The sequence below is a fragment of the Bacillus sp. B25(2016b) genome (genome assembly GCF_001679765.1).
GTDB lineage: Bacteria > Bacillota > Bacilli > Bacillales > Bacillaceae_G > Bacillus_A > Bacillus_A thuringiensis_K.
In genome coordinates this window covers 1085208-1108258 of sequence record NZ_CP016285.1, presented here as the reverse complement: position 1 = coordinate 1108258, position 23051 = coordinate 1085208, and the positions used below count along the sequence as shown (strand labels likewise).

The window sequence follows — 23051 nt, the reverse complement described above, 5'->3', positions numbered from 1 at the left end:
TCCATCTTAAAAAGATGCTTTTTATTCTTTATCTGCTTTCCTTCTAAACTAAAGAGTTCTCCTCACCACTTTTCCTTTATACTCTTCATATCTCTGATTTTCCCCCAGGCGAGAATAAAAAAGGCCCTGACCGCTTCTACCCACGGTTCGGGCCTCTCTTCCATCTTAAAAAGATGCTTTTTATTCTTTATCTGCTTTCCCAAGCTCATAAGCTTCATTCATAACTTTCATTAACAACTCTAACACCGGCTGTGCTTTCTCCATATCAAGTGCAATTCCATTATCATCTAAAATTGCCTTTGCTTCCGGTAAATGCTTCATTGCGATTTGTAAAAACTGCATGCTTTTTTCGTTCATATTATGCTCTTCCTCTCCATTAAAACTTTCACATACAATAGTGTAACACGCGTGCTACTCTTCGTATAACTCTTTATATTTTTTCATGTGTGCCAGTTGCTTATTTAAACCATATTCTAACGGAGTATTTCTTTTTATCGAAATTACTTCGATAGCCTCATCTCTTACTTCGTTATTATTTTGATTTACTTTATCATCCGCGCGTAAAAGATTCATACCTTTTTCCCATAATGACTGTTTACCACTAAGTAAATTGTATATACCAAGATGCGCCCCGCTCGTTCCATGTTCCCATAAGTATTCACATACATCTTCAATGTAAAGTAAATCACTTCCTTTTTCCTCACTCGTACAACGGCACTCTTTCTCGTCTAATTCTGATAAAATGAGCTGATGATACATCATAAAAGATGGTTGCCACGGTCCATATAATGTAGGAACTCGAAATACACTATATTGTAAATTCCCTTTCTTCAATCCTTCTTCTACTTTCAAAAATAGGCGCTTATTTTCTGATTCATCTGTACTACCTACTTCAATAGAAGAAATTAAATTTAACTTCACTTTTTGTTCTTCACACATTCTTATGATTCGCTTTAAATATTGTAATATGACTCTTTCATTCCGAAATCCACTTTGCTGATTTGGCTCATATAAGCAAAAGTAAACAGTATCGAAGCTCTCTTCCTCTACTGATCTCCATCCATCTTCATCTCTTATCGAATAATACGTAAATAATGCATTTCGCCCAATTAATAATAACTTCTCTTCATTAATTTTGGTCATACTATCGAATTCATCAAAATCAAGACCATATACTTCCACTTCTTCTTCAATCATTTTATTTACAAGGTGATAACCTACAAACGTAAGTGCACCTATTATCAGCACGCGTTCCATACCACCAACCCTTTCCCTCTGAAACAAATAGCTCCTCATTTATGTATATGGGAGCTTCACAATTCTTCTTCATATTTTTTAAAGAAATCGGTCGTTTGCCTAACCATTTTATATTTCACATCTTGCAGATGGAACAAGACAGAAGTATCACATTGATTGAATTGCCTCATTTTCTCATATTTACGCAATTGCTGTTTTCTTCCTCTTTTTTCTTGGGTTGATACGAAAACTTTGACCGGTACACAAGATGGAAGAAGCGTAAATGATTTCTTATTTATTTTTGATTCTAATTCTTCTTCTTTGGCATCATACGCCAAACTTAATTCCTTCACGAGTCTCTTGTAAAAAAACTTATGCTCTTTTTCAAACTCCACATATTCTGGTAAATCTAAACACGGATTTAACATAATGACAGAGCGTATACACTCAGGGTATTTGTTCATCATTTCGAGTGCTACAAGTGCTCCCATACCATCTGCCATAATGTGCATTTTCGCATTCAATGTCTCTTTTCTCAACACAACGTCATATAAACGTTTTGCTAGACGAACAGATTGGTCGTTTCCCCAATGTCTTCCGTATAAATTAGAAGAAAAGACCGTGTAGCCTTGCTCAATAAGGCCATGTAAAAAATAAGATCTACCCGCATGCTGTGTCCATAAACTTGTACCATTCTCAATAAAGTAGTTATAATCACCGAGGAGCATAACAGAAAATCCATTTGGCTTCTCCGGTAAATAAATGACACATGGTTCTTTTTCTAAGTAAAAAAAACGTTCCGTAATACTCATTTTTCCCCCGCCTTATTTTCTAAACATATAAAACCACTCTTTTATAATGTATGAACGGAATGCAAATTTGCGTTGAAAAATCTACAAATATTTTTCTATATTCTTTTTTCAATTGTGTTACAATAAGGACAGATTGAACGAATAGAGGTGTAAAATATGCGTTTCATTTGGGCATTAATTTGGTCGTTCTTACTTGTACATATGATGAGCTATGTAATCGGCTCTATGACTGGCGGTACATACGACTTTAACCAAGCGTCTATTTTCTCAGTTGTTCTTGCTGTGTTAGTACTAGCAATTTCAGCTGCAATTCCAAACGAGCCAGTAGAACAACACTAAAAAAAGAGTCCGGATTTTATCCGAACTCTTTTTTATTTTTATTTCACATGAACGACTAGTTCGTTATTTTCTACATCAACAACTACGTGACTATTGTCAGTAATTGTTCCTGCAATTAATTCTCGTGCTAATTTCGTTTCCACTTGACGTTGTACGTATCGTTTTAATGGACGAGCTCCGTACATTGGGTCGAAACCAGCTTCTACAACAAATTCTTTTGCTGCATCTGTTAATTCTACTGTAATGTGACGGTCAGCTAGACGACCTTGTAGTTCTTTTACAATTTTATCAACAATGCCTTTAATTTCATTCGTTGTAAGAGGTTTGAATAAAATAATTTCATCAACACGGTTTAAAAATTCAGGGCGGAAATGTCCTCTTAATTGCCCCATTACAAGGTCTCTTGATTCCTCTTTAATCGAACCATCTTCTTCTAATCCATCTAGTAAATGAGCAGATCCAATATTTGAAGTCATAATAATAACTGTATTTTTAAAGTCCACTGTACGACCTTGCGAATCTGTAATGCGTCCATCATCTAACATTTGTAATAAAATGTTGAATACTTCTGGATGTGCTTTTTCAATTTCATCTAATAAAACAACGGAATATGGTTTACGTCTTACCGCTTCTGTTAATTGACCACCTTCTTCATATCCTACATATCCAGGAGGTGCACCAATTAAGCGTGACACTGCGTGTTTCTCCATATACTCAGACATGTCAATGCGAATCATTTGCTCTTCACTATCGAATAAAGACTGTGCTAACGTTTTTGCAAGTTCTGTTTTACCAACACCTGTTGGTCCTAAGAAGATGAAAGAACCAATCGGGCGGTTCGGATCTTTAATACCAGCGCGAGCACGAAGAACCGCGTCTGACACTAAGCTTACTGCTTCCTCTTGTCCAATGACACGCTCTGATAAGATTTGCTCTAAGCGTAATAATTTCTCGCGTTCGCCTTCAACAAGTTTAGCAACAGGAATACCAGTCCAGCGTGAAACAATATCTGCAATTTCTTCTTCACTTACTTCCTCACGTAATAAACGATTTTCTTGTTTATTATGCGCACCCATTTCTTCCGCTTCTTTTAACTCTTTTTCAATTGCTGGAATTTTCCCGTGACGAAGTTCGGCTGCTTTATTTAAATCGTAATTACCTTCTGCTTCTTCTAATTCACGGCGCAGACGTTCTAAATGTTCACGTAAGTCACGAACTTTGTGAATGTCTTCTTTTTCTTTCTCCCATTTCGCTCTCATACCACTTGCAACTTCTTTTAAATCCGATAATTCATGTTGCAATGTTTTTAGACGCTCTTGGCTACCACGATCCGTTTCTTTTCCAAGAGCCGCTTCTTCAATTTCCAGCTGCATAATGCGGCGCGTTACTTCATCTAATTCTGTTGGCATAGAATCGATTTCTGTACGAATTGTTGCACACGCTTCGTCAACAAGGTCAATCGCTTTATCAGGTAAGAAGCGATCTGAAATATATCGATCTGATAAAACTGATGCTGCTACAATCGCACGGTCATGAATATTTACACCGTGATAAATTTCAAAGCGTTCTTTTAATCCACGTAAAATTGAGATTGTATCTTCAACAGTTGGTTCTTCTGCTAATACTTGTTGGAAACGTCTTTCTAACGCTGGATCTTTTTCAATATATTTGCGATATTCATCGAGCGTCGTCGCTCCAATACAATGCAGTTCACCACGCGCAAGCATCGGTTTTAACATATTTCCTGCATCCATCGCACCTTCTGTTTTACCAGCTCCAACTATTGTATGAAGTTCATCAATGAATAATAAAATGCGTCCTTCACTCTTTTTTATTTCATTTAATACAGCCTGCAGACGCTCTTCGAACTCACCACGGAATTTCGCACCAGCTACGAGCGCACTCATATCTAACGCAAAAATCGTTCTATCTTTCAATCCTTCAGGTACATCCTTTTTCACAATACGCTGTGCTAGCCCTTCAACGATTGCTGTTTTACCAACACCTGGCTCCCCAATTAAAACAGGATTGTTTTTCGTTTTACGTGAAAGAATACGGATTACACGTCGAATTTCACTATCCCGTCCGATTACAGGATCAATTTTCCCTGCTCTCACTTCCGCTACTAAATCACGACCATATTTTTCTAACGCCTCATAAGTTGCTTCTGGATTTTGACTAGTCACTCTTTGATTCCCCCGAACTGTCATTAAAGACTGTAATAAGTTATCTTTCGTAATATGCAATCTTGTAAATAATTGATTTATATCGCCTTTTTCTTCAGAAAAAGCAAGCAATACATGTTCTACTGAAATATAATCATCCTGCAGTTTTTCTGCCTCTTTCCCTGCTCTTACAAGCAGTTGTTGCAGAGCGCTCGTTACATACAGTTTTCCAACTTCTGCACCGCTCCCCGTTACAGAAGGTTTCTTTTTAATTAAACTTTCTGCACCTTGCTTTATTGCTTCTATATCAACATTCATTTTTTGAAATATACGTACTGCTAATCCATCTTGCTCTTCTAATAATGCAAGTAATAGATGAACAGTATCCACCTCTTGGTGATGATGAGATACCGCTAAAGATTGGGCACTCATAATCGCCTCTTGTGTTTTTGTTGTCATTTGATTTAAGTCCATCTTTACAGCCCTCCAAAAGTTTGACTTTCTTTGACCTTTGATTTGATTATACGCCAACTGACTTTTTTATACAATAATTTTGATTATGTATTTTCAAACTTATTATTGGAAAAAGAAAAAGAGAGCATTCATTATACTGCTAAAAAAATACGGTAAATGAAATTACAATGTGTGGCGACAAAAAAGCCGCAATAACGATTGCGGCTCCTGTTACGGTTTTCTTTTATATGTCCACTGGCGGTTATGATTCGTGTTATCCGGAAACTTTTCACCGGCAGTTAATTTCACCATTTGCGGATCTTTCACCATACTTCCCGTTTCACCAATTTCTACGTAAATGCCATCATTCGGCGCTTTTTGTCCAGAACGAAACCTGCGATTTTGTCCCATCTTCATTCTCCTTCCATGACGTCTTGCCTCATTAGTATATCCATTTTAAAAGAAAGCTTTTCTGTCATGTTTAGGAAACAGTACTACATCTCATTCTTGTACATATATATGAATGACACGAGCGTAAGCAGGGATTTCTTTCCTACTTGTAGAAAAAAAGAAACCAACCTACTCTAGGCTAGTTTCAAAGGAGAGTCAAACATATACGAGAAGATTACATATTCATTATATGCCTCATTATACGAGCAATGTAACCCTTTTCACAATTTGTACATAATGAAAGAAACATTGTTTGAACTTTCTAAAAAGATGTTGACTTCTCTTGATTTCCAACGATAAATAGTAGACACCACAGCACTTTGAGACGTAAGATGGATATATAGTGAAATTTCCATCTATGGTGATTTCACCAAGTCTAACCTCTTATTTCTGCATATTAAAAACGGAAATACAGATAGATACAAAAAAATTATTATAAGAGGTGAAATTATGAACAAACAACATTTAATCGCATTAGACTTAGACGGTACTTTATTAACAGACAACAAAATAATTTCCACTCGAACGAAACATACAATTGCAAAAGCAAAGGAACAGGGACATATTGTTGTTATTTCAACAGGACGTCCATTCCGTGCTAGTTATGATTACTATAAAGAACTTGCTCTTAACACACCTATCGTAAACTTTAACGGTGCTTACGTACATCATCCTCTTGATTCAAGCTGGGGAACACACCACTCTCCTCTTGAGCTAGCAACAGCGCAAGAAATTGTACGAGCTTGCTTTGATTTCGGCGTAAAAAATATATACGCGGAAGTAATGGACGATGTGTATGTTCGTGAAATTGATGAAGATAAAAAACATATTTTCGAATTCGGCTCTCCTAAGATTTTTACGGGAGACTTATTAAATATTTTAAACGATCATCCAACTTGCTTATTAATTGATGCACATGACGAGCATTCCACTGCAATTCGTCAACATTTAACGGATATGCATGCGGAAGTAATCGACCATAGAAAATGGGGCGCACCTTGGCCGATTATTGAAATTGTGAAAAGTGGATTAAATAAAGCAGTTGGATTACAAAAAATCTCTAGTCATTACAACATTCCACAAGAGCGAATTATCGCTTTCGGTGATGAAGATAATGATTTTGAAATGATTGAATTTGCTGGTCACGGCATTGCAATGGGAAATGCCATCCCTGAATTAAAATCACTCGCAAACCATACGACGTTAACGAACGAAGAAGATGGTATTGCTTTATATTTAGAAGAGGTTCTTGGGTTGTAATCTAAAAATTCCCTACTTATAGTTTCCTGCCAAATGTCCATACTATAAGTAGACGCATGAGACATCGCGTCGATTGTTTTCAGCTAAATAAAGGGGGTTTTTCGAATGGGTAAAAAGAACAAATCAAAACGTTTTATCCAACAAGGAGCCGATGCTGTTATGAAGCATGATGCAAGATTCCCGTACAGAGGTACATTAGCTGAGGCAGAAAAAGCAAGAAGTAACTCTTCTTTTGGAGGGGTTTAAATGGGGAACTTACTATTCCAACAAGCTAGAGATGCTGTTGAAAATGCCGTATCTTGTTCAAGCGGTACTGAGCAACAAGATCTCGTGTATAGAGCAAAAAATGCTTTGCAATCCGCTTACGCAAACTCTTCAACTGCTGAAAAAGTTCAGCTCCGTGAAATGCAAGAGCAATTGCAAAACATTACGAATTTACATTAAAAAAGAGGACCAACTTTGGTCCTCTTTAATCTTTCCGAAACAATCCGAACACCCCAACTGTTTGCAGTATATTTGTAAATGCACCTGGGTCCACTTGTTTAATAATCCTCTCTAATTCGTATAACTCGTAACGGGTAATAACCATCATTAACATTTCTTTATTTTCATTCGTATAAGCACCTGTTGCTGGTATCGTTGTAATCCCTCTTACTAATCGCGAGTGAATCGCCTTTCTTACGTCTGCCCCATTCTTCGTAACAATTAATGCTGTAATCTTTACATGACGAGTATGAATTGCATCAATAATTCTCGTTGACACATATAAAGTCACTAGCGTATACAACGCTTTTTCCCATCCATATACATAGCCAGCAGCGATAATGATAATTGCATTAAAAAAGAAAAAGTATGTACCGACAGGCTTATCTTTTATTTTTGATAAAATCATGGCAATAATATCTAATCCGCCTGTAGAAGCACCCCACTTTAAAGCAATCCCTACTCCAATTGCCGAAATAATTCCGCCAAAAATCGCATTTAATATGATATCATTCGAAACCGCTCTAACAGGGATAATTTCTAGAAACAGAGTCATAAATATAACACAAAGAAAACTGAAAAAGGTGAAGGCCTTTCCAACCTTTTTCCACGCTAAAATAACGACAGGAATATTAAATAAGCTAAACAATACTCCCGTAGATATGTGAATCGATAAAAAATCACCTAATATTTGTGATAATAATTGAGACAATCCAGCAAAGCCGCTCGCATACACTTTTGCTGGCGTTAAAAATAAATTCATCCCAATCGCGTTTAATAAACCTGCGATGATTACAACGATTAACTTCTTTATAAGTTCAGTATAATTCAACTTCAAATCCATTTGGAATCCACCTTTACCCTTCATAAATGCACCGCTATACATAGTCTTTACGAAAAAGGAAATGATAAACGTACAACGTTTAGAAATGGAGTTGATACATATGCCACATACGAGTGATAACGACAAAAAAGCACGCGATAATAACGCAAAACGCACACAAAAAAATGAGCAAGAACAAAAAAATATTCAGCAAGGTAAACGTGCATACTCTAAAAAGACCGATCACCTTTGATTCCATCGTACATCAACAATTATGTTGATGTACTTTTTTACATTTTAAAGGAAAAAAACATTAAAAATTCACTTCATGTTCACTTCTATATTCTACAATAGCGATAACATATTCGGATGAGGTGTTGGCATGAGAGGGAAACATATTTTCATTATTACTGCACTAATAAGTATATTGATGTTATCTGCTTGCGGACAAAAAAACGGCTCAGCTACAGTCGCTACAGCAACAGACTCGACCATTACAAAGGATAACTTCGAAAAACAATTGAAAGATCGTTACGGAAAAGACATGCTATACGAAATGATGGCACAAGACGTCATCACAAAAAAATATAAAGTATCTGATGAAGAGGTAAATAAAGAAGTAGAAAAAGTAAAAAAACAATATGGAGATCAATTCAAAAAAGTATTAGAAAATAATGGTTTAAAAGATGAAGAGGATTTTAAAAATCAAATTAAGTTCAAACTTGCTATGAATGAAGCGATTAAGAAAAGCATTACAGAGAAAGATGTAAAAGACCACTATAAGCCAGAAATTAAAGCGAGTCACATTTTAGTAAGTGACGAAAATGAAGCGAAAGAAATAAAGAGTAAACTAGATGCTGGTGCTTCATTTGAAGAATTAGCAAAACAAGAATCACAAGATCTACTATCAAAAGATAAAGGCGGAGACCTTGGATACTTCAATTCAGGTACAATGGCTCCTGAATTCGAAACGGCTGCCTACAAACTAAATGTTGGACAAATTAGCAACCCCGTAAAATCATCAAACGGTTATCACGTTATTAAATTAACTGATAAAAAAGATTTAAAACCTTACGATGAAGTAAAAAACTCTATTCGCAAAAACTTAGAGGAAGAACGTACTGCTGATTCTATATTCAGCAAAAAATTGTTACAAGAGGAATTAAAAAAGGCAAATATTAAAATAAATGATAGTGATTTGAAAGATACGTTTACTCTTGTTTCTCCGCAAGGAAATTAAAAAAAGCACACCCTTATCTTTTTAGATAAGGGTGCGCTTTTTAATCTTTCATCTTATTTCTTAAAGTAAGTCCAACCTTCTTCTTGGTAAACCTTTTCTTCTTTCATCAACTTACCAAGTGCACGCTTAAATGCAGCTTTACTCATGTTAAAGCGTTCTTTAATATCTTCTGGATGGCTCTTATCCCAAAACGGCATTGCTCCGCCTCGTTCTTCCATATATGCATAAATTACTGCAGCATCGTCTTCCATTCCTTCTTCTTTACGAGGAAGAAGTGAAATGTTAATTGTACCGTCATCTTTTACGTCAATAATACGTCCTGTTACACGCTGACCGATGCGGACTTGTTCTTTTCTTTCTGTATGGTGTAAGAAGGCACGGAAATGCTCATCCGTTAGTATGAATGAACCAACTTGAAGTGAACGATATACACGTCCATTTACGTTTTTATTACGCATAGATGGCGTTGCATCTACGATAATTTCTTGCATATCACTGTCTCTTGCCGGAAGAGCAATTAAACGATCACGATTCGTTAATTTTAACGTACAATATAATTCGTCGCCTACTTCTGGCCATACTGGCATATAAATCGGGAACTCATCAGCTGGAATTAGTATATCTTTTGACACACCAATATCAACAAACACACCTAAACTAGGAATAACTTCTACAACCTTTACCCAGTTCCAATCATAAGTTGTAATAATTGGTTCCTTCATTGTTGCTGAAATACGATTTTGGTGATCAAGGTATAAGAATACATCAATCGTATCGCCTTCTTCAATTTCTCCAGCTACTTCGTTTTTATGTAGGAAAATTTCTTCTTCTTCATTCCCAACCATATATCCGATTTCCGTTTCGCGTAAAACAGTTACCTGTTCAATCGATCCTATTTGCAAATACATATTTTTTAATTCCCTTCTATATATATAAAATTATCTTTTTTATCATTCCAAACAAAAGTTAATTATAACATGATTTTTCCTATATTTGTCCAACTGCCCAAAATTCACTATAATAAAATGAGGTTACATGAATATAAGTACGAAAACACTTAAGTCTAGACTCGTTTTCAGCTATACTTTAGTATGTACAGTACATAACAAGATTAGAAATTTATTTGGAGGTGCTAACTATGGCAAAAGATAGTTCTTTTGACATCGTTTCGAAAGTAGAATTACCTGAAGTAACAAACGCAATTAATATCGCATTAAAAGAAATCCAAAACCGATATGACTTTAAAGGAAGTAAAAGTGATATTAAATTAGAAAAAGAAGTACTTGTTTTAACTTCTGATGACGAGTTTAAATTAGAGCAAGTAAAAGACGTTCTTATCTCTAAACTTGTAAAACGTAACGTTCCAATTAAGAACTTAGATTACGGAAAAGTTGAAGCTGCAACTGGCAACACTGTTCGCCAACGCGCAACACTTCAACAAGGTATCGATAAAGATAACGCGAAAAAAATTAACAACATCATTAAAGAAATGAAATTAAAAGTAAAAACACAAGTACAAGATGATCAAGTACGTGTTACAGCAAAAAGCCGTGATGACTTACAAGCAGTAATCGCAGCTGTTCGTAGCGCTGATTTACCAATCGACGTACAGTTCATTAACTACCGCTAAAAAGAAAACTCCTCTTAATTAGAGGAGTTTTCTTTTTTGTCTTGTAGAGACAATATTACGAGAACAAACTATAGAAAAAGGGTATGTGTGGTAAAAATCGCTAAGTAAATTGAAAATAAGGAAAAGACACCTTAAGACGTTTTCCCTTCGATTTGAATTACTTTTCTTAGTAACTACATCCTAGACCAAAGTCATCTTAAAAATCGCTGTAACTCATAATTCCTCTCCCCGTCAAAACGTAACAATTTATGAGTATAAGAATATTTCCCAACCTTTAATGTAATGTAAAATTAATAAGGAACTTAAAAAATGTTAATTAAAAAAGAGTTAGAAGTGGTTATATGAAGAAATTAATATTATGGTTTTTATTGGCCACATTCTCCCTAAATACTGTAGGATGTTCTAATAATGCAAATTCACTAACGGATAAGTCTAACTGTATCAACAAAGCTTGGTACAAAAAAACTATGTCATGTAATCATTTAAAAAAACATTAAATAGTTAATGATAAAAGTCATAAAAAAAGACACCTCAAAGCGCCTTCCTCCGACTTGAACCATCTTAATTTTAATTATATTTGGATGGAGTTAAAAAGAAGCATAAATGGTTAATAAAGATGCAGACTTCAAAATAAAAAGTACACTAAGTAAACTCTTATTCAAAAATTTATATTAAACACTAATATTTTAGAAGAAAGTTTATAAGTTTAGAACCTACAGGGATTTTCCCTGTAGGTTTTATTATATTTCAAGTGATTTCCAAATGAATTATGAGTGACTTTTTTCAGTTTGGTTTTCAAAATATTTTTCTTTAACCATTTTTATCAGATTTTCTTTTTCTGTTAGTTCAAATATAAATAATGCTTTTTTCATGTTATTTGCAACATCTTCTTCATTAGGTTGTTTAAGTTTCAATAAATTCCAAGCTTTTCCATAGTATAATTCACCTAGTAAATATAAAGTATTTAGATTAATAGCTAGTTTGATACCCATATCATTGTATTTTACTGCCTCTTCATGTTGATTTGCATGACCTAAAATTTTTGCTAAATTAAAAATAATTTTCAATTTAATTTCTTTATCTCTAGGAAAATCTAACTTATTAAAATTAGTTAAACACCTTCTTAATATATTAATACTTTTTTCATATTCTTTATTTTCCCCATGGAATATAGCAATTGTCTGCATAATATCTATTTCTCTTTCTGATAAAAAATCTGAATTAGTTACAGTTAATTTTAATGCATTATTTAAAAAATCTAAAGCAGTTTTTATTGATTTATCCACCGTAAATATAGCAATCGCTTCATGCCATATTAAAAATTGTTTATCTTCTGTTGATTGGAAGTTATTTTCGTTTTTCTCTTTTTTCACTATTTCATAAAGTTCTTTGTATTGTTTTTGCTTTAAGCAATCTTTTATTACGCATTTTACATTTTCTACATATTTTAGTTTTTTGTTTTGAGTTAATGCAAATATATTATTTGGGTCAATACCAAGTCTTTCTGATAATTGATATAACAATATACTAGATGGATAAATCACACCTTTTTCTATTTTGCTAATTTGACTTTGCGAACATATTCCATGACATAATTCGGATTGTGATATATTTTTTTTAATTCTAAGCTCTTTAATGGTAATACCCAAATCGTAAAACTCCATTTTCCCACCTACTATTTAGCACTGTATTAGTATAAGAGTATTCTCTAACTTTTAATGTAATGTAAAATTAATATAGTTGCAATTATTGATTTTTCAAAGATTCTTCCCTATCGGTGCTAACACAAAAAACAGGTTAGGAAGAAAATCCTCTTCCTAACCTGGCCCTCCTCTCACTAGGGACGTTTTCATTCTCACATCGTTTCTCTTAAGAAATTTCATATCAACAGAATAAACACTATCGCGCCACCGAACAAACTTACATATACAATAAGAAGACATGAACATAGAGCCAGCAACTTCTCATCTTATCTACGCTTCCTTTTAACTGCAATTAAAAACGCAATAAATAATACATTCACCCCAACGATTAAGGAGATAAATAACCAATTCACACCTGTTTCTCCGTTAACTTTATACACGTTTGATTCTTCACGCTTTAAAACGAGATAAAATTCCCCATCTTCCTCTCTTATAATTTCATCCTCTAACAATCCTCTTAACTCTTGTTTTTCACCAATCATACTTGCAGGTAAGGAGACTTTTTGTGTTTCTTTCGTATTATTAATTGCTACTAAAGTTACTTCATTTTTATATTTTCGTTTTAGTATGCTCATACCGCTCTTATCATACAGTAGCTCAAACGTACCGCGTCGTAAAGACGGTCTCGCCTGTCTAAGTTCACCTAGTTTTGTTATGTGCTGCATAAATTTTTCGTCTGACTTAAAATCCATTAATCGTCTATTATCGGGTACACTTCCTCCATCTAATGCAATTTCAGTTCCGTAATAAAAATTCGGAATTCCAGGTGATGTTAACAAATATGTAAGCGCCAGTTTTAAACGTGATGGCGGATAATACATATTTTCTTTTGCAATACGCGCATATCTTTTTGTTTCTTGATCATCTAAAAACGTAACAAATTCCCCTTCTTTTTTACTCACATCGTATAACGATTTCACCGATACATCTGCTTTAGAAAACGATTCTACTATTTTTTCGTTGTATTCGCTATCCTCCTTTGTCATAATACGAAAATCTTTCTTTATCACTTGCATATCTTTTTGCGCGTTATCCCAAAAGGAACGCGGCTTTTTTTCACTATGTATAACATAACTTCCGTCTAAATCAACTTCTTTTATCCACCATTTCATTGCGTCAATTACCTGTTGTTCGTTTTCTCCAAGTGGAAATTGAAATACAACTTTCATTCCTTTTGCATGAACTTCTTTTACAAGTTCTTTCACATCATTGTCTGTCCCGAAATGTTCATTTACCTTTTTAAAATTTCGCACGTCTAATCCATCGTACTTTCCACTTTCAAAAAGTGGCGAAAGCATAACGGTAGTAAAACCCATTTCTTTTATGTAATCCAACCTTTTTATAATTCCTCTTATATCCCCTCCTTGATACCCTTCTAAATTACCAACTTCTAACTGTTTGTCATTTTTCGGTTCTCCATTATTGAAGCGATCAATCATAATGGAGTATATAACTTCATCTCGCCACTCTCTTTTTTCGTCTGCAAAAGTATGTATTGGTACAAACAAAACAACAGCTAAGCAAAAACAAATGAATAGTTTCCTAGTCCGTATTTTTCCCACACGCATCCCCCAAGCTTTTTAATTGTAAGAATATTATACCAATTATCTGAATGAAACGCATATGTCGATTTTAATCCTCACAAAATAATTCATGTTAGGTTTTATGACATCATGCATATAATTTTCTGAATTTTTAGTTGATTTTTAGTTTAATTTCGAATATGATATGAAACATAACAAATAGATGTTATTTTTTCTAACATTACAGGAGGAGAGATCATGGATATGGGAGATACAGTTTTTATGTTTGTGACGACAGTAATGGTCATGTTGATGACACCAGGATTGGCACTTTTTTATGGAGGTATGGTTCGCAGCAAAAATGTACTCAGCACAACGATGCATAGTTATAGCGCAATGGCTATCGTTTCGATTCAATGGATTGTTATCGGCTATTCTTTATCATTCGGACCAGATTGGCACGGGCTTATCGGTACACTTGATTGGTTCGGTCTAAACGGAGTTACCTACGCACCAAATCCAGACTACTCATCTACTATTCCTCACAATTTATTCATGATGTTTCAACTCATGTTCGCCATTTTAACTCCTGCTTTAATTTCAGGTGCATTCGCTGAAAGAATGCGATTTTCTGCCTTTCTTATTTTTATCCTTCTATGGACAACGATCGTTTACAATCCTGTCGCTCATTGGGTATGGGGCGTCGGCGGGTGGCTAAGGGAACTTGGTGCACTAGACTTCGCTGGCGGAAACGTCGTTCACATCACTTCCGGAGTTGCTGGTCTTGTATTAGCTATTTTCCTTGGAAAACGAAAAAACATAAATGGTTCTTCTCCCCACCATTTGCCATTTACAATGTTAGGCGCAGGCTTATTATGGTTTGGCTGGTTCGGTTTTAACGTCGGCAGCGCATTATCCTTAAACGACGTAGCTTTAACTGCATTTATTAATACAAATATAGCCGCTGCTGCCTCCGCTCTAACTTGGATGCTTTCTGAATGGTTCTTCCAATCAAAACCGACCGCGATGGGAGCTGCTTGCGGAGTTGTTTCCGGTCTAGTCGCTATTACACCAGCTTGCGGGTTCGTTACACCTTTCTCCGCCCTTCTTATCGGAGCAATTGGTGGCATATTATGCTTCGGCGCCGTTTTCTTCTTAAAAACAAAATTTGGGTATGACGATACACTTGATGCCTTTGGATGCCACGGCATCGGAGGAACTTGGGGCGGTATTGCAACAGGACTATTTGCAACTACTACCGTAAACGGGGATGGTGCGAACGGATTGTTTTACGGAAACGCCGCGTTACTGTTTAAACAACTTATAGCGATTGGCGCAACATATGCATTCACAATCATCATGACGTATGCCATTATTAAAGCGATCAACTTCTTCCTCCCTGTTCGAGTAGATGAACACGAAGAACACATGGGTCTTGATATTTCAATGCATGGTGAGAAGGCTTATGAACATGCAGAACGAGCAAACTAAAAAGGGATGCAATCTATTACTAATAGATTGCATCCCTTTTTTTGCGCACGAGGCAACATACCCCACCTAGTATAACTGTAAATATATCAACGTTTTTTTGGATATATCAACGATTTTTCAAATATATCGATTGTTTCTTTCAATATATCAACGGTTCGACACAACATATCAATTTACCAACAAATTCCGACATGAAGAAGATGAAAAATACCCCGGCATAAATTTACACACAAAAAAGACGACCGAAGCCCGGTCGTCTTTTCCTATTTATTTCGGAGCATTTCCTACATATTGCGTAATATCAACATTTAATGCCTGCGCTAAACGCATACCGTATTCTTGATCTGCACGGAAGAAGTTACAAACAGCTAATAATTTTGTGCGTTCATTTACGTCTTTTAGATCATTTGTTAAGTTTGCAATTAAGTTATCTTGCTCTTCTTTAGAGAATGAACGGTAACGCTCACCTGCTTGTTTGAAGTCATTTGGTTTCTCAATTTTTTCACGAGATACATAGCCTTCTACTTTCATAGTTGAATCGCGGTAAGCTTTGTCTTCAACTGGATTTTCAGCATGACGACTAGGTTCATAGTTGATTGTAGATGGGTTTTGATTCACTTGCATCGCACCATCACGTTGTTGATTATGAACAGCTGCGTATGGGCAGTTTACAGGAATTTGCAAGTAATTTGCACCAAGACGATAACGTTGTGTATCTGGGTAAGAGAATAAACGACCTTGTAATAATTTATCTTCCGATGGCTCAATACCATTTACAGTTGCACTTGGAGAGAACGCTACTTGTTCTACTTCTGCAAAGAAGTTTTTCGGATTACGATTTAATGTCATTGTCCCTACTTCAATTAACGGGAAGCGATCTTCTGGCCATACTTTCGTTGGATCTAATGGATCAAAGTCTAAAGAATCCATTTCATCTAATTGCATAACTTGTACGTGTAAATCCCATTTCGGGTGATTTCCTTTTTCGATCGCGTCGAACAAGTCACGAGTAGCATGATTGAAGTCTTTCCCTTGTACCTCTTGCACTTCTTTCGCATTTAAGTTACGTACACCTTGCTGTGGTTTCCAGTGGTATTTAATATAAACAATTTTACCTTCTTCATTAATCCATTTAAATGAATGGACGCCGAAACCTTCCATTTCACGATAACTTGCTGGTGTACCGTAATCAGAAAATACCCATGTCATCATATGTGTAGATTCCGGACTTAACGTCATGAAATCCCAGTAACGATCTGGCGTTTGAATATTCGTATCAGGTGCTGGTTTTAAAGAATGTACCATATCAGGGAATTTAATTGCATCACGAATGAAGAAAACTGGTAAATGATTACCTACGATATCGTAGTTTCCTTCTTCTGTATAAAATTTAACAGCGAACCCACGTGGGTCACGTGCTGTTTCAGGAGAACCTTGACCATGAATAACCGTTGAAAAACGAACAAATACAGGTGTTTCAGTTCCTTCATTTTGTAAAAATGCAGCTTTCGTATATGGCTTCATACTATTTTTCGTTACGAATACACCGTGAGCACCTGCACCACGTGCATGTACAACACGCTCCGGAATACGTTCACGATCAAAGTGTGCAAGTTTTTCTACTAAATGATAGTCTTCTAATAATACCGGTCCACGACGACCAGCTGTACGAGAATTTTGGTTGTCTCCAACTGGAGCACCTTGGTTTGTTGTTAAGCGATTATTTGGATTCATCTAGGGGGATCCTCCTTTTTCTTTCATAGTAATTATTATTTGTTTAAAATTATTATAAATTAATTATTATTCAAAACTAAATCTTTGTCAACTATTTCCTTCACTTTTTTGGAAACAATTTCAGCCAAACAGTCGATAAATGCCGATTGCGCATTCGGCATATTTGGTCTAAAATATTTGGCATTTAATTCATCCGTTACAACTTTACATTCATAATCGTTGTCATATAAAACTTCTAAATGCTCCGCTACAAAACCAACTGGGCAATATATGAAATATTCGTACCCATGCTCTTCATATAAATCTTTCGTTAAATCTTGCACATCTGGACCAATCCACGGATCTGGAGTATTCCCAGCACTTTGCCAACCGATTGTATAGTTTTGAATATTTGCAGCTTCTGCAATTAAATCTGCCGTATGCTTTAGTTGTTCTACATATGGGTCTCCTGCTGCAATAATTTTTTCTGGCAAACTATGTGCTGAAAAAATTACGACTGCTTTCTCTTTATCATCAATTTCTTTAAACGTTTCTTTTATTTGGTCTGCCCAATACGAAATAAATTTCGGTTCATCATACCATTGTTCAATTGGTTCAATAACAGGACCACCGATTTCTTTTGAAAGACGAATAGCACGGTCATTATACGCTTTAATGCTAAATGTAGAATAATGCGGCGCTAATACGATACTAATCGCTTGCCCAATCTTATCACGCTTCATCTCTTCTACTGCATCTTCTATAAATGGAGCTATATGTTTTAAACCTAAGTAACAAGTAAATTCATACTCTATAAATATGTTATTCATTGAATCTGTTAATTTATGCGCCTGTTCTTTCGTAATTTTTGCAAGTGGCGAAATTCCACCAATCGCTTTATAGCGCCCAATTAAATCTTCAAGCGCTTCTTCTGATGGCTTACGCCCGTGACGGATATGTGTATAATATCCCTCTACATCGTCTAATGATTCCGGTGTTCCATACGCCATTACGAGTAAACCTATTTTTTCTTTGTCATCTATATAACACCTCAATTTTATAAATGAGAATCCTTTTCAGAACGTTTGTTTCCAATTATAACAAGCAATAATAAGTACGTCAAAATAATAATTCTAATTAAATATTATTTACAAGGTAATCTTGAATTTTATATGACAATTTCTTTAATAAAAAGCGACTTACATAATTGTAAGCCGCTTTTCCGTTATTCCTTAATATTTACCCCATATTCTTTAAACCAAATGTGAATTTGTGCTAAATGAGCTAAAAGCTGCGGCCCAGTCATCAATTGACCAAACCATGGTGTTTGAAATGCACTGCCGCCAGACTGAATCAATTCGTTCAACTGCTCTTTATCAAACAGTTCGTGTAAAATTGAACCTTTATCCGTTAATAAACTTTGAAGCCATACTGTTACTGCTTTTGTATAGTGTGGATTGTGAGTTTTCGGATAAGGACTCTTCTTTCTATATAAGATGTCATGTGGAAGTACATCTTCTAACGCTTTACGTAATAGACCTTTTTCGCGGTTTTTATACATTTTCATTTCCCAAGGAATATTCCACGCATATTCGACAAGACGATGATCCGCAAATGGAACACGTACTTCTAAGCTTGCCCCCATACTCATGCGGTCTTTTCTGTCTAATAATGTTGTCATAAACCATACCATATTTAAATAAAATAATTGGCGTCTTTTTGCTTCTAGCGGACTTTCTCCCTCTAAAATAGGAACTTCTTGAATCGACTCTTCATAGCGCCTTTGTACATATTGTTGTAAATTTAATTTATTTCTCCATTCTTTTTTTAGAAGTTGTTCACGCGCTTCTGTAGAGCGCATCCACGGAAATGCACTCGATTGTAGATCATCTTCTCTATAAAACCACGGATATCCACCAAATATTTCATCTGCACATTCTCCAGATAAGCCGACGACAAAATCTTGTTTAATTTCGCGGCAAAACCATAATAATGACGAATCGATATCTGCCATACCAGGCAAATCACGAACGAGTACCGCCTCCGTTAAATACTCTGCTAGTTTTTCATTCGAAATGACGCAACGATGATGGGTTGTTTGAAACGTCTCTGTCATCAAATTAATAAACGGAGCATCTGAATTTGGCTGAAACGCATTCGCTTTAAAATATTTGTCATTATCTTCGTAATCAATTGAATACGTGTGTAATTGTCCTTTTCCTGATCTCTCGTATTCTTTCGCCGCAATAGCTGTAATAGCGCTCGAATCTACACCACCTGATAAAAAGGTACATAGTGGTACATCAGAAACAAGCTGTCTTGTAATGGCATCTTGTAGTAAAAAGCGCGTTTTCTCTACTGTTTCTTCAAAGGAGTCTTCATGTTTTTTACTTTCTACATTCCAATATCTCCATATACACAAACCGTTCTTTGAAAATGTCATCGCATGACCTGGACGTAATTCTTTTATACCAGCATAAATACCGTGGCCAGGCGTTCTTGACGGTCCGAGTCCGAATATTTCTGATAACCCTTCTAATGTTACTTCCGCCTTCACATCTGGATGCGACAATATCGCTTTTAACTCCGAACCAAATAGTAAGCGTCCGCTATCATATTTATAAAAAAGTGGCTTTACACCTAATCGATCTCTCGCAATAAATACTTGTTCTTTCTGTTCGTCCCATACTGCAAACGCATATATACCGTTTAAATGACTGACACATTCTTCTTTCCATTCAATATAAGAAGCTAATAATACTTCTGTATCAGAATGACCTTTGAACGTATATCCTCTTCTTAATAATTCCTTTCGAATGTCTTCTGTGTTATAAAGTTCACCGTTATAGCAAATGGCGTAATTCGTTTCATCTTTTAAACAAGTCATCGGTTGTTTACCGCCCTCAGGGTCCACAACGATTAAACGTTTATGCCCAAATGCGACATTGCCTTTAATCCAAACTTTATTATCATCCGGCCCCCGCTTCGCTAACGTCTCAGCCATTTTCGTAACGACGTCCCGCTCTCCTTCTAATGAGCGTTTATAATCCACCCATCCTGTAATCCCGCACATATAAATCATCCTTCCATCTTATTTCTTTTCTTGAACGTGCAGTAATCCCCACCCTAAGAGTGCGGATTAAAAAATGAAAAACTTGACGATAACCTACTATCCACATATGGAATAGCATTTTCACTCAGTAAAACGTGTTTTATTGTATGCCCACCTATGTCTAGATGTGCCTAGTTATAAAGAATGCACGAACTGTCTATAACAGAAATAACTACTTTTCATAAAGGAGAAATCGTGTATGATACAACGTAAACATATTTTATATAATCAACCCCGTGCTCATACAGTCGGTAATGTAGAATATATAAACAATGAGTGGGTATTCTTTGATGATGAAAATGATGAAGCGTTTTTATTAGAAGATATTGCCGAAGATGGGTTTGAAATTTTGTATAATAACAATTGGCTACCAGCCCGTTTCTATGAACAAGATGTATTACAAATCGCCAACGAGCAACACCATTTGCAAAACGGTGAAATGATACGTATTCGAAAAAAGTTACTTCTTAGCTATAATGAATGGCTGGAGGAATTACCTGACTCTGTCTTCACATTATTAACGGAATCATTGCAATCACTTCACTACTCTTTATATGATTGCATGTATTGTCATAATTATTTATCTTTCTTACCGAAAGAGGAGTCACGCGAAGGAGTAAATATTCTTTTGTTTGATAACGAAGAAATGATTTGTACACTGCAGCATCATTTCGTTCGTCACACTACATCAAATAAAAATATGTTCCGTTTTACAAAAGTAAACGGAGAAGAGTTGCATATTGATGCGACATAAAGTAAAACTTTAATTAGTGGGGCAACCCCCACTAATTATTAACCTTCACCAATCTGGTGTTTACGGGATAACGTAAAAAACCACCTTATCTCCCAAGTCTTTGAGATTATAAGGTGGTTTTATTTTTTATTAGAATACTTGCCAGCCAATCGGTAATTTCAGTCCAAGGTAAAATACTGCTACTAGTGCAACAATAAATAGCCCCCAAACTGCCCCTGTTGCTTTGTTCTTGCTCATTTTCACAAGAACCATTTCCATTCCACCGATAACTAAAATACCAGCTATCATTTTTAAACCATACCACATGTGCATGTTACTTGTTGCAGTCTTCATAATACCCATGTACAACATGAAACCTGTCACAATAATGATAATATACATTAGGCGAAGCCCCATATGTACACCTTTACCTTTTCTTCCTGCTGAATAAAGTGAATACGCAACGAAGAATAAAATTAAACCTAACGCCCATGCTGTAATATGCATATGTACCATCGTATCCCTTACCTCCTCTTTTCACACTTTTTCACTCTATATGATAACATGTTCATTTATTTTCAGGAAATGTTTCGCTTTTTTACATTTAAATGATATAATATTTAGAGTATTTACAAACTTCTTGTAATAACAAAAGGGGGAACAATCATGATTCAAACTAAGGATATTATCGAACTTACAGACACATACGGAGCAAATAACTATCACCCACTTCCAATCGTTATTTCTAAAGCAGAAGGTGTTTGGGTAGAAGATCCTGAAGGAAACCGCTATATGGACTTATTAAGTGCATATTCTGCAGTAAACCAAGGTCATCGTCACCCGAAAATTATTAACGCTTTAATTGACCAAGCTAATCGTGTTACGTTAACTTCTCGTGCTTTCCATAGCGATCAATTAGGTCCTTGGTACGAAAAAGTTGCGAAACTAACTAATAAAGAAATGGTACTTCCAATGAATACAGGTGCTGAAGCTGTTGAAACTGCAATTAAAACAGTTCGTCGCTGGGCTTATGATGTGAAGAAAGTAGAAGCAAACCGTGCTGAAATCATCGTTTGTGAAGATAACTTCCACGGACGTACAATGGGTTCTGTTTCTATGTCTTCAAATGAAGAATACAAGCGTGGATTCGGTCCAATGCTTCCTGGCATCGTTGTAATTCCTTACGGTGATTTAGAAGCGTTAAAAGCTGCAATTACACCAAACACAGCAGCATTCATTTTAGAGCCAATTCAAGGTGAAGCAGGAATTAACATCCCACCAGCTGGTTACTTAAAAGAAGCTTTTGAAGTATGTAAAAAAGAAAACGTTTTATTCGTAGCAGATGAAATCCAAACTGGCTTAGGCCGTACTGGTAAAGTATTCGCTTGTGACTGGGACGATGTAACTCCTGACATGTACATACTTGGCAAAGCGCTTGGCGGCGGCGTGTTCCCGATCTCTTGCGTTGCAGCAAACCGTGACATTTTAGGTGTATTTGAGCCAGGTTCTCACGGTTCTACATTCGGTGGTAATCCACTTGCATGTGCTGTGTCTATCGCAGCTCTTGAAGTGTTAGAAGAAGAAAAATTAACAGAGCGTTCTCTTCAATTAGGAGAAAAATTAGTTGGGCAATTAAAAGAAATTGATAACCCAATGATCACTGAAGTTCGCGGTAAAGGTTTATTCATCGGTATCGAATTAAACGAACCAGCTCGTCCTTACTGTGAACAACTAAAAGCAGCTGGTCTACTATGTAAAGAAACACATGAAAACGTAATTCGTATCGCACCACCTCTAGTAATCTCTGAAGAAGATTTAGAGTGGGCATTCCAAAAAATTAAAGCTGTATTATCGTAATGATAGAGAGGTTGTCCGACATATTGGG

At 35.8% G+C, this 23051-nt stretch carries 23 protein-coding genes; 10 read left to right on the top strand and 13 right to left on the bottom strand.

The genetic code is table 11. The features are described 5' to 3' along the window. Window positions 1–180: 180 nt before the first annotated feature. The 3 genes from BAQ53_RS05705 to BAQ53_RS05695 are packed head-to-tail and all read right to left on the bottom strand — an operon-like array spanning window position 181 to window position 2048. Complete coding sequence (locus tag BAQ53_RS05705) at window positions 181–357, bottom strand: ComZ family protein (protein ID WP_001986215.1); 177 nt, start codon at window positions 355–357, stop codon at window positions 181–183. Between the two features lie 54 nt (window positions 358–411). Beyond that, on the bottom strand, window positions 412–1284 hold the full coding sequence (locus BAQ53_RS05700) for an NAD-dependent epimerase/dehydratase family protein (RefSeq protein ID WP_002163889.1): 873 nt from the start codon (window positions 1282–1284) through the stop codon (window positions 412–414). A 29-nt stretch (window positions 1285–1313) separates the two neighbouring features. Continuing rightward, window positions 1314–2048, bottom strand: a complete 735-nt coding sequence (locus BAQ53_RS05695; RefSeq protein ID WP_000028713.1) for a lipase family protein — start codon at window positions 2046–2048, stop codon at window positions 1314–1316. Between the two features lie 156 nt (window positions 2049–2204). On the opposite strand from BAQ53_RS05695, the gene BAQ53_RS05690 reads away from it, so the two are divergent. Continuing rightward, the gene (locus tag BAQ53_RS05690; RefSeq protein WP_001211116.1) at window positions 2205–2387 is read left to right on the top strand and encodes a YjzD family protein; all 183 of its coding nucleotides are present in this window, start codon (window positions 2205–2207) and stop codon (window positions 2385–2387) included. A gap of 38 nt (window positions 2388–2425) precedes the next feature. Here BAQ53_RS05690 and clpB read toward each other — a convergent pair whose 3' ends face one another. Together clpB and BAQ53_RS05680 are read right to left on the bottom strand one after the other, a co-directional pair. Then, entirely contained in the window at window positions 2426–5026 is a 2601-nt protein-coding gene (gene clpB / locus BAQ53_RS05685; RefSeq protein ID WP_208906592.1) for an ATP-dependent chaperone ClpB, read from the bottom strand. Window positions 5027–5236: 210 nt separating this feature from the next. After that, a complete protein-coding gene (locus BAQ53_RS05680) occupies window positions 5237–5416 on the bottom strand; it encodes a YjzC family protein (RefSeq protein WP_000531421.1) in 180 nt (59 codons plus the stop codon). 489 nt (window positions 5417–5905) lie between these two features. Here BAQ53_RS05680 and BAQ53_RS05675 point away from each other — a divergent pair, with 489 nt between their 5' ends. The 3 genes from BAQ53_RS05675 to BAQ53_RS05665 all read left to right on the top strand — a co-directional run bounded on the left by BAQ53_RS05675 (window position 5906) and on the right by BAQ53_RS05665 (window position 7159). Continuing rightward, on the top strand, window positions 5906–6715 hold the full coding sequence (locus tag BAQ53_RS05675; protein ID WP_001041231.1) for a Cof-type HAD-IIB family hydrolase: 810 nt from the start codon (window positions 5906–5908) through the stop codon (window positions 6713–6715). Between the two features lie 105 nt (window positions 6716–6820). Further along, complete coding sequence (locus BAQ53_RS05670) at window positions 6821–6961, top strand: hypothetical protein (RefSeq protein WP_000516816.1); 141 nt, start codon at window positions 6821–6823, stop codon at window positions 6959–6961. Further along, window positions 6962–7159, top strand: coding sequence for a DUF3813 domain-containing protein (locus tag BAQ53_RS05665; protein ID WP_000527407.1), 198 nt, complete (start codon window positions 6962–6964; stop codon window positions 7157–7159). It abuts the gene before it with no gap. A gap of 25 nt (window positions 7160–7184) precedes the next feature. On the opposite strand, the gene BAQ53_RS05660 is transcribed toward BAQ53_RS05665, so the two are convergent. Then, window positions 7185–8042, bottom strand: coding sequence for a YitT family protein (locus tag BAQ53_RS05660; protein WP_000364431.1), 858 nt, complete (start codon window positions 8040–8042; stop codon window positions 7185–7187). 100 nt (window positions 8043–8142) lie between these two features. On the opposite strand from BAQ53_RS05660, the gene BAQ53_RS05655 reads away from it, so the two are divergent. Both BAQ53_RS05655 and prsA read left to right on the top strand, forming a co-directional pair. Then, the gene (locus BAQ53_RS05655) at window positions 8143–8274 is read left to right on the top strand and encodes a DUF3941 domain-containing protein (protein ID WP_001120851.1); all 132 of its coding nucleotides are present in this window, start codon (window positions 8143–8145) and stop codon (window positions 8272–8274) included. Window positions 8275–8403: 129 nt separating this feature from the next. Further along, window positions 8404–9261: a peptidylprolyl isomerase PrsA gene (gene prsA, locus BAQ53_RS05650; protein WP_199717714.1), complete on the top strand. Its 858-nt coding sequence runs from the start codon at window positions 8404–8406 to the stop codon at window positions 9259–9261. A 53-nt stretch (window positions 9262–9314) separates the two neighbouring features. Here prsA and BAQ53_RS05645 read toward each other — a convergent pair whose 3' ends face one another. Next, window positions 9315–10169, bottom strand: a complete 855-nt coding sequence (locus BAQ53_RS05645; RefSeq protein ID WP_000281260.1) for a CvfB family protein — start codon at window positions 10167–10169, stop codon at window positions 9315–9317. A 230-nt stretch (window positions 10170–10399) separates the two neighbouring features. Between BAQ53_RS05645 and BAQ53_RS05640 the strand changes: the two genes are divergently transcribed. After that, complete coding sequence (locus BAQ53_RS05640; protein WP_001040149.1) at window positions 10400–10891, top strand: YajQ family cyclic di-GMP-binding protein; 492 nt, start codon at window positions 10400–10402, stop codon at window positions 10889–10891. Window positions 10892–11658: 767 nt separating this feature from the next. On the opposite strand, the gene BAQ53_RS05635 is transcribed toward BAQ53_RS05640, so the two are convergent. Both BAQ53_RS05635 and BAQ53_RS05630 read right to left on the bottom strand, forming a co-directional pair. Continuing rightward, window positions 11659–12555 (bottom strand): helix-turn-helix domain-containing protein, encoded by an 897-nt coding sequence (locus BAQ53_RS05635; RefSeq protein ID WP_208906591.1) that lies wholly within the window; start codon window positions 12553–12555, stop codon window positions 11659–11661. 305 nt (window positions 12556–12860) lie between these two features. Next, the gene (locus tag BAQ53_RS05630) at window positions 12861–14162 is read right to left on the bottom strand and encodes an alpha-amylase family glycosyl hydrolase (protein WP_050551991.1); all 1302 of its coding nucleotides are present in this window, start codon (window positions 14160–14162) and stop codon (window positions 12861–12863) included. Between the two features lie 213 nt (window positions 14163–14375). Here BAQ53_RS05630 and BAQ53_RS05625 point away from each other — a divergent pair, with 213 nt between their 5' ends. Beyond that, a complete protein-coding gene (locus BAQ53_RS05625; protein ID WP_000367134.1) occupies window positions 14376–15608 on the top strand; it encodes an ammonium transporter in 1233 nt (410 codons plus the stop codon). Window positions 15609–15875: 267 nt separating this feature from the next. Here the strand turns inward: BAQ53_RS05625 and katB are convergent, their stop codons facing one another. The 3 genes from katB to asnB form a co-directional block, all read right to left on the bottom strand. After that, entirely contained in the window at window positions 15876–17342 is a 1467-nt protein-coding gene (gene katB / locus BAQ53_RS05620) for a catalase KatB (RefSeq protein ID WP_001069162.1), read from the bottom strand. A gap of 59 nt (window positions 17343–17401) precedes the next feature. Further along, the gene (hemH, locus tag BAQ53_RS05615) at window positions 17402–18331 is read right to left on the bottom strand and encodes a ferrochelatase (protein WP_208906590.1); all 930 of its coding nucleotides are present in this window, start codon (window positions 18329–18331) and stop codon (window positions 17402–17404) included. A gap of 215 nt (window positions 18332–18546) precedes the next feature. Then, entirely contained in the window at window positions 18547–20394 is a 1848-nt protein-coding gene (gene asnB, locus BAQ53_RS05610; protein WP_000334009.1) for an asparagine synthase (glutamine-hydrolyzing), read from the bottom strand. Between the two features lie 238 nt (window positions 20395–20632). Between asnB and BAQ53_RS05605 the strand changes: the two genes are divergently transcribed. Next, entirely contained in the window at window positions 20633–21187 is a 555-nt protein-coding gene (locus BAQ53_RS05605) for a DUF2777 domain-containing protein (protein ID WP_000616044.1), read from the top strand. Between the two features lie 129 nt (window positions 21188–21316). Here the strand turns inward: BAQ53_RS05605 and BAQ53_RS05600 are convergent, their stop codons facing one another. After that, window positions 21317–21682 (bottom strand): YisL family protein, encoded by a 366-nt coding sequence (locus tag BAQ53_RS05600; protein WP_000233490.1) that lies wholly within the window; start codon window positions 21680–21682, stop codon window positions 21317–21319. Between the two features lie 150 nt (window positions 21683–21832). Between BAQ53_RS05600 and rocD the strand changes: the two genes are divergently transcribed. After that, on the top strand, window positions 21833–23023 hold the full coding sequence (gene rocD / locus BAQ53_RS05595; RefSeq protein WP_000616657.1) for an ornithine aminotransferase: 1191 nt from the start codon (window positions 21833–21835) through the stop codon (window positions 23021–23023). Window positions 23024–23051 lie beyond the last annotated feature (28 nt).

Excerpts from the sequence above, each read along its gene's own strand:
- BAQ53_RS05690 (WP_001211116.1), top strand. The coding sequence starts at position 2,205 with ATGCGTTTCATTTGGGCATTAATTTGGTCGTTCTTACTTGTACATATG.
- BAQ53_RS05600 (WP_000233490.1), bottom strand. The coding sequence starts at position 21,682 with ATGGTACATATGCATATTACAGCATGGGCGTTAGGTTTAATTTTATTC.
- BAQ53_RS05705 (WP_001986215.1), bottom strand. The coding sequence starts at position 357 with ATGAACGAAAAAAGCATGCAGTTTTTACAAATCGCAATGAAGCATTTA.
- BAQ53_RS05640 (WP_001040149.1), top strand. The coding sequence starts at position 10,400 with ATGGCAAAAGATAGTTCTTTTGACATCGTTTCGAAAGTAGAATTACCT.
- BAQ53_RS05625 (WP_000367134.1), top strand. The coding sequence starts at position 14,376 with ATGGATATGGGAGATACAGTTTTTATGTTTGTGACGACAGTAATGGTC.
- BAQ53_RS05660 (WP_000364431.1), bottom strand. The coding sequence starts at position 8,042 with ATGGATTTGAAGTTGAATTATACTGAACTTATAAAGAAGTTAATCGTT.
- BAQ53_RS05695 (WP_000028713.1), bottom strand. The coding sequence starts at position 2,048 with ATGAGTATTACGGAACGTTTTTTTTACTTAGAAAAAGAACCATGTGTC.
- katB (WP_001069162.1), bottom strand. The coding sequence starts at position 17,342 with ATGAATCCAAATAATCGCTTAACAACAAACCAAGGTGCTCCAGTTGGA.
- hemH (WP_208906590.1), bottom strand. The coding sequence starts at position 18,331 with ATGGCGTATGGAACACCGGAATCATTAGACGATGTAGAGGGATATTAT.
- BAQ53_RS05645 (WP_000281260.1), bottom strand. The coding sequence starts at position 10,169 with ATGTATTTGCAAATAGGATCGATTGAACAGGTAACTGTTTTACGCGAA.
- BAQ53_RS05630 (WP_050551991.1), bottom strand. The coding sequence starts at position 14,162 with ATGCGTGTGGGAAAAATACGGACTAGGAAACTATTCATTTGTTTTTGC.
- BAQ53_RS05675 (WP_001041231.1), top strand. The coding sequence starts at position 5,906 with ATGAACAAACAACATTTAATCGCATTAGACTTAGACGGTACTTTATTA.
- BAQ53_RS05665 (WP_000527407.1), top strand. The coding sequence starts at position 6,962 with ATGGGGAACTTACTATTCCAACAAGCTAGAGATGCTGTTGAAAATGCC.
- asnB (WP_000334009.1), bottom strand. The coding sequence starts at position 20,394 with ATGTGCGGGATTACAGGATGGGTGGATTATAAACGCTCATTAGAAGGA.
- rocD (WP_000616657.1), top strand. The coding sequence starts at position 21,833 with ATGATTCAAACTAAGGATATTATCGAACTTACAGACACATACGGAGCA.
- prsA (WP_199717714.1), top strand. The coding sequence starts at position 8,404 with ATGAGAGGGAAACATATTTTCATTATTACTGCACTAATAAGTATATTG.
- BAQ53_RS05605 (WP_000616044.1), top strand. The coding sequence starts at position 20,633 with ATGATACAACGTAAACATATTTTATATAATCAACCCCGTGCTCATACA.
- BAQ53_RS05680 (WP_000531421.1), bottom strand. The coding sequence starts at position 5,416 with ATGGGACAAAATCGCAGGTTTCGTTCTGGACAAAAAGCGCCGAATGAT.
- BAQ53_RS05655 (WP_001120851.1), top strand. The coding sequence starts at position 8,143 with ATGCCACATACGAGTGATAACGACAAAAAAGCACGCGATAATAACGCA.
- clpB (WP_208906592.1), bottom strand. The coding sequence starts at position 5,026 with ATGGACTTAAATCAAATGACAACAAAAACACAAGAGGCGATTATGAGT.
- BAQ53_RS05635 (WP_208906591.1), bottom strand. The coding sequence starts at position 12,555 with ATGGAGTTTTACGATTTGGGTATTACCATTAAAGAGCTTAGAATTAAA.
- BAQ53_RS05670 (WP_000516816.1), top strand. The coding sequence starts at position 6,821 with ATGGGTAAAAAGAACAAATCAAAACGTTTTATCCAACAAGGAGCCGAT.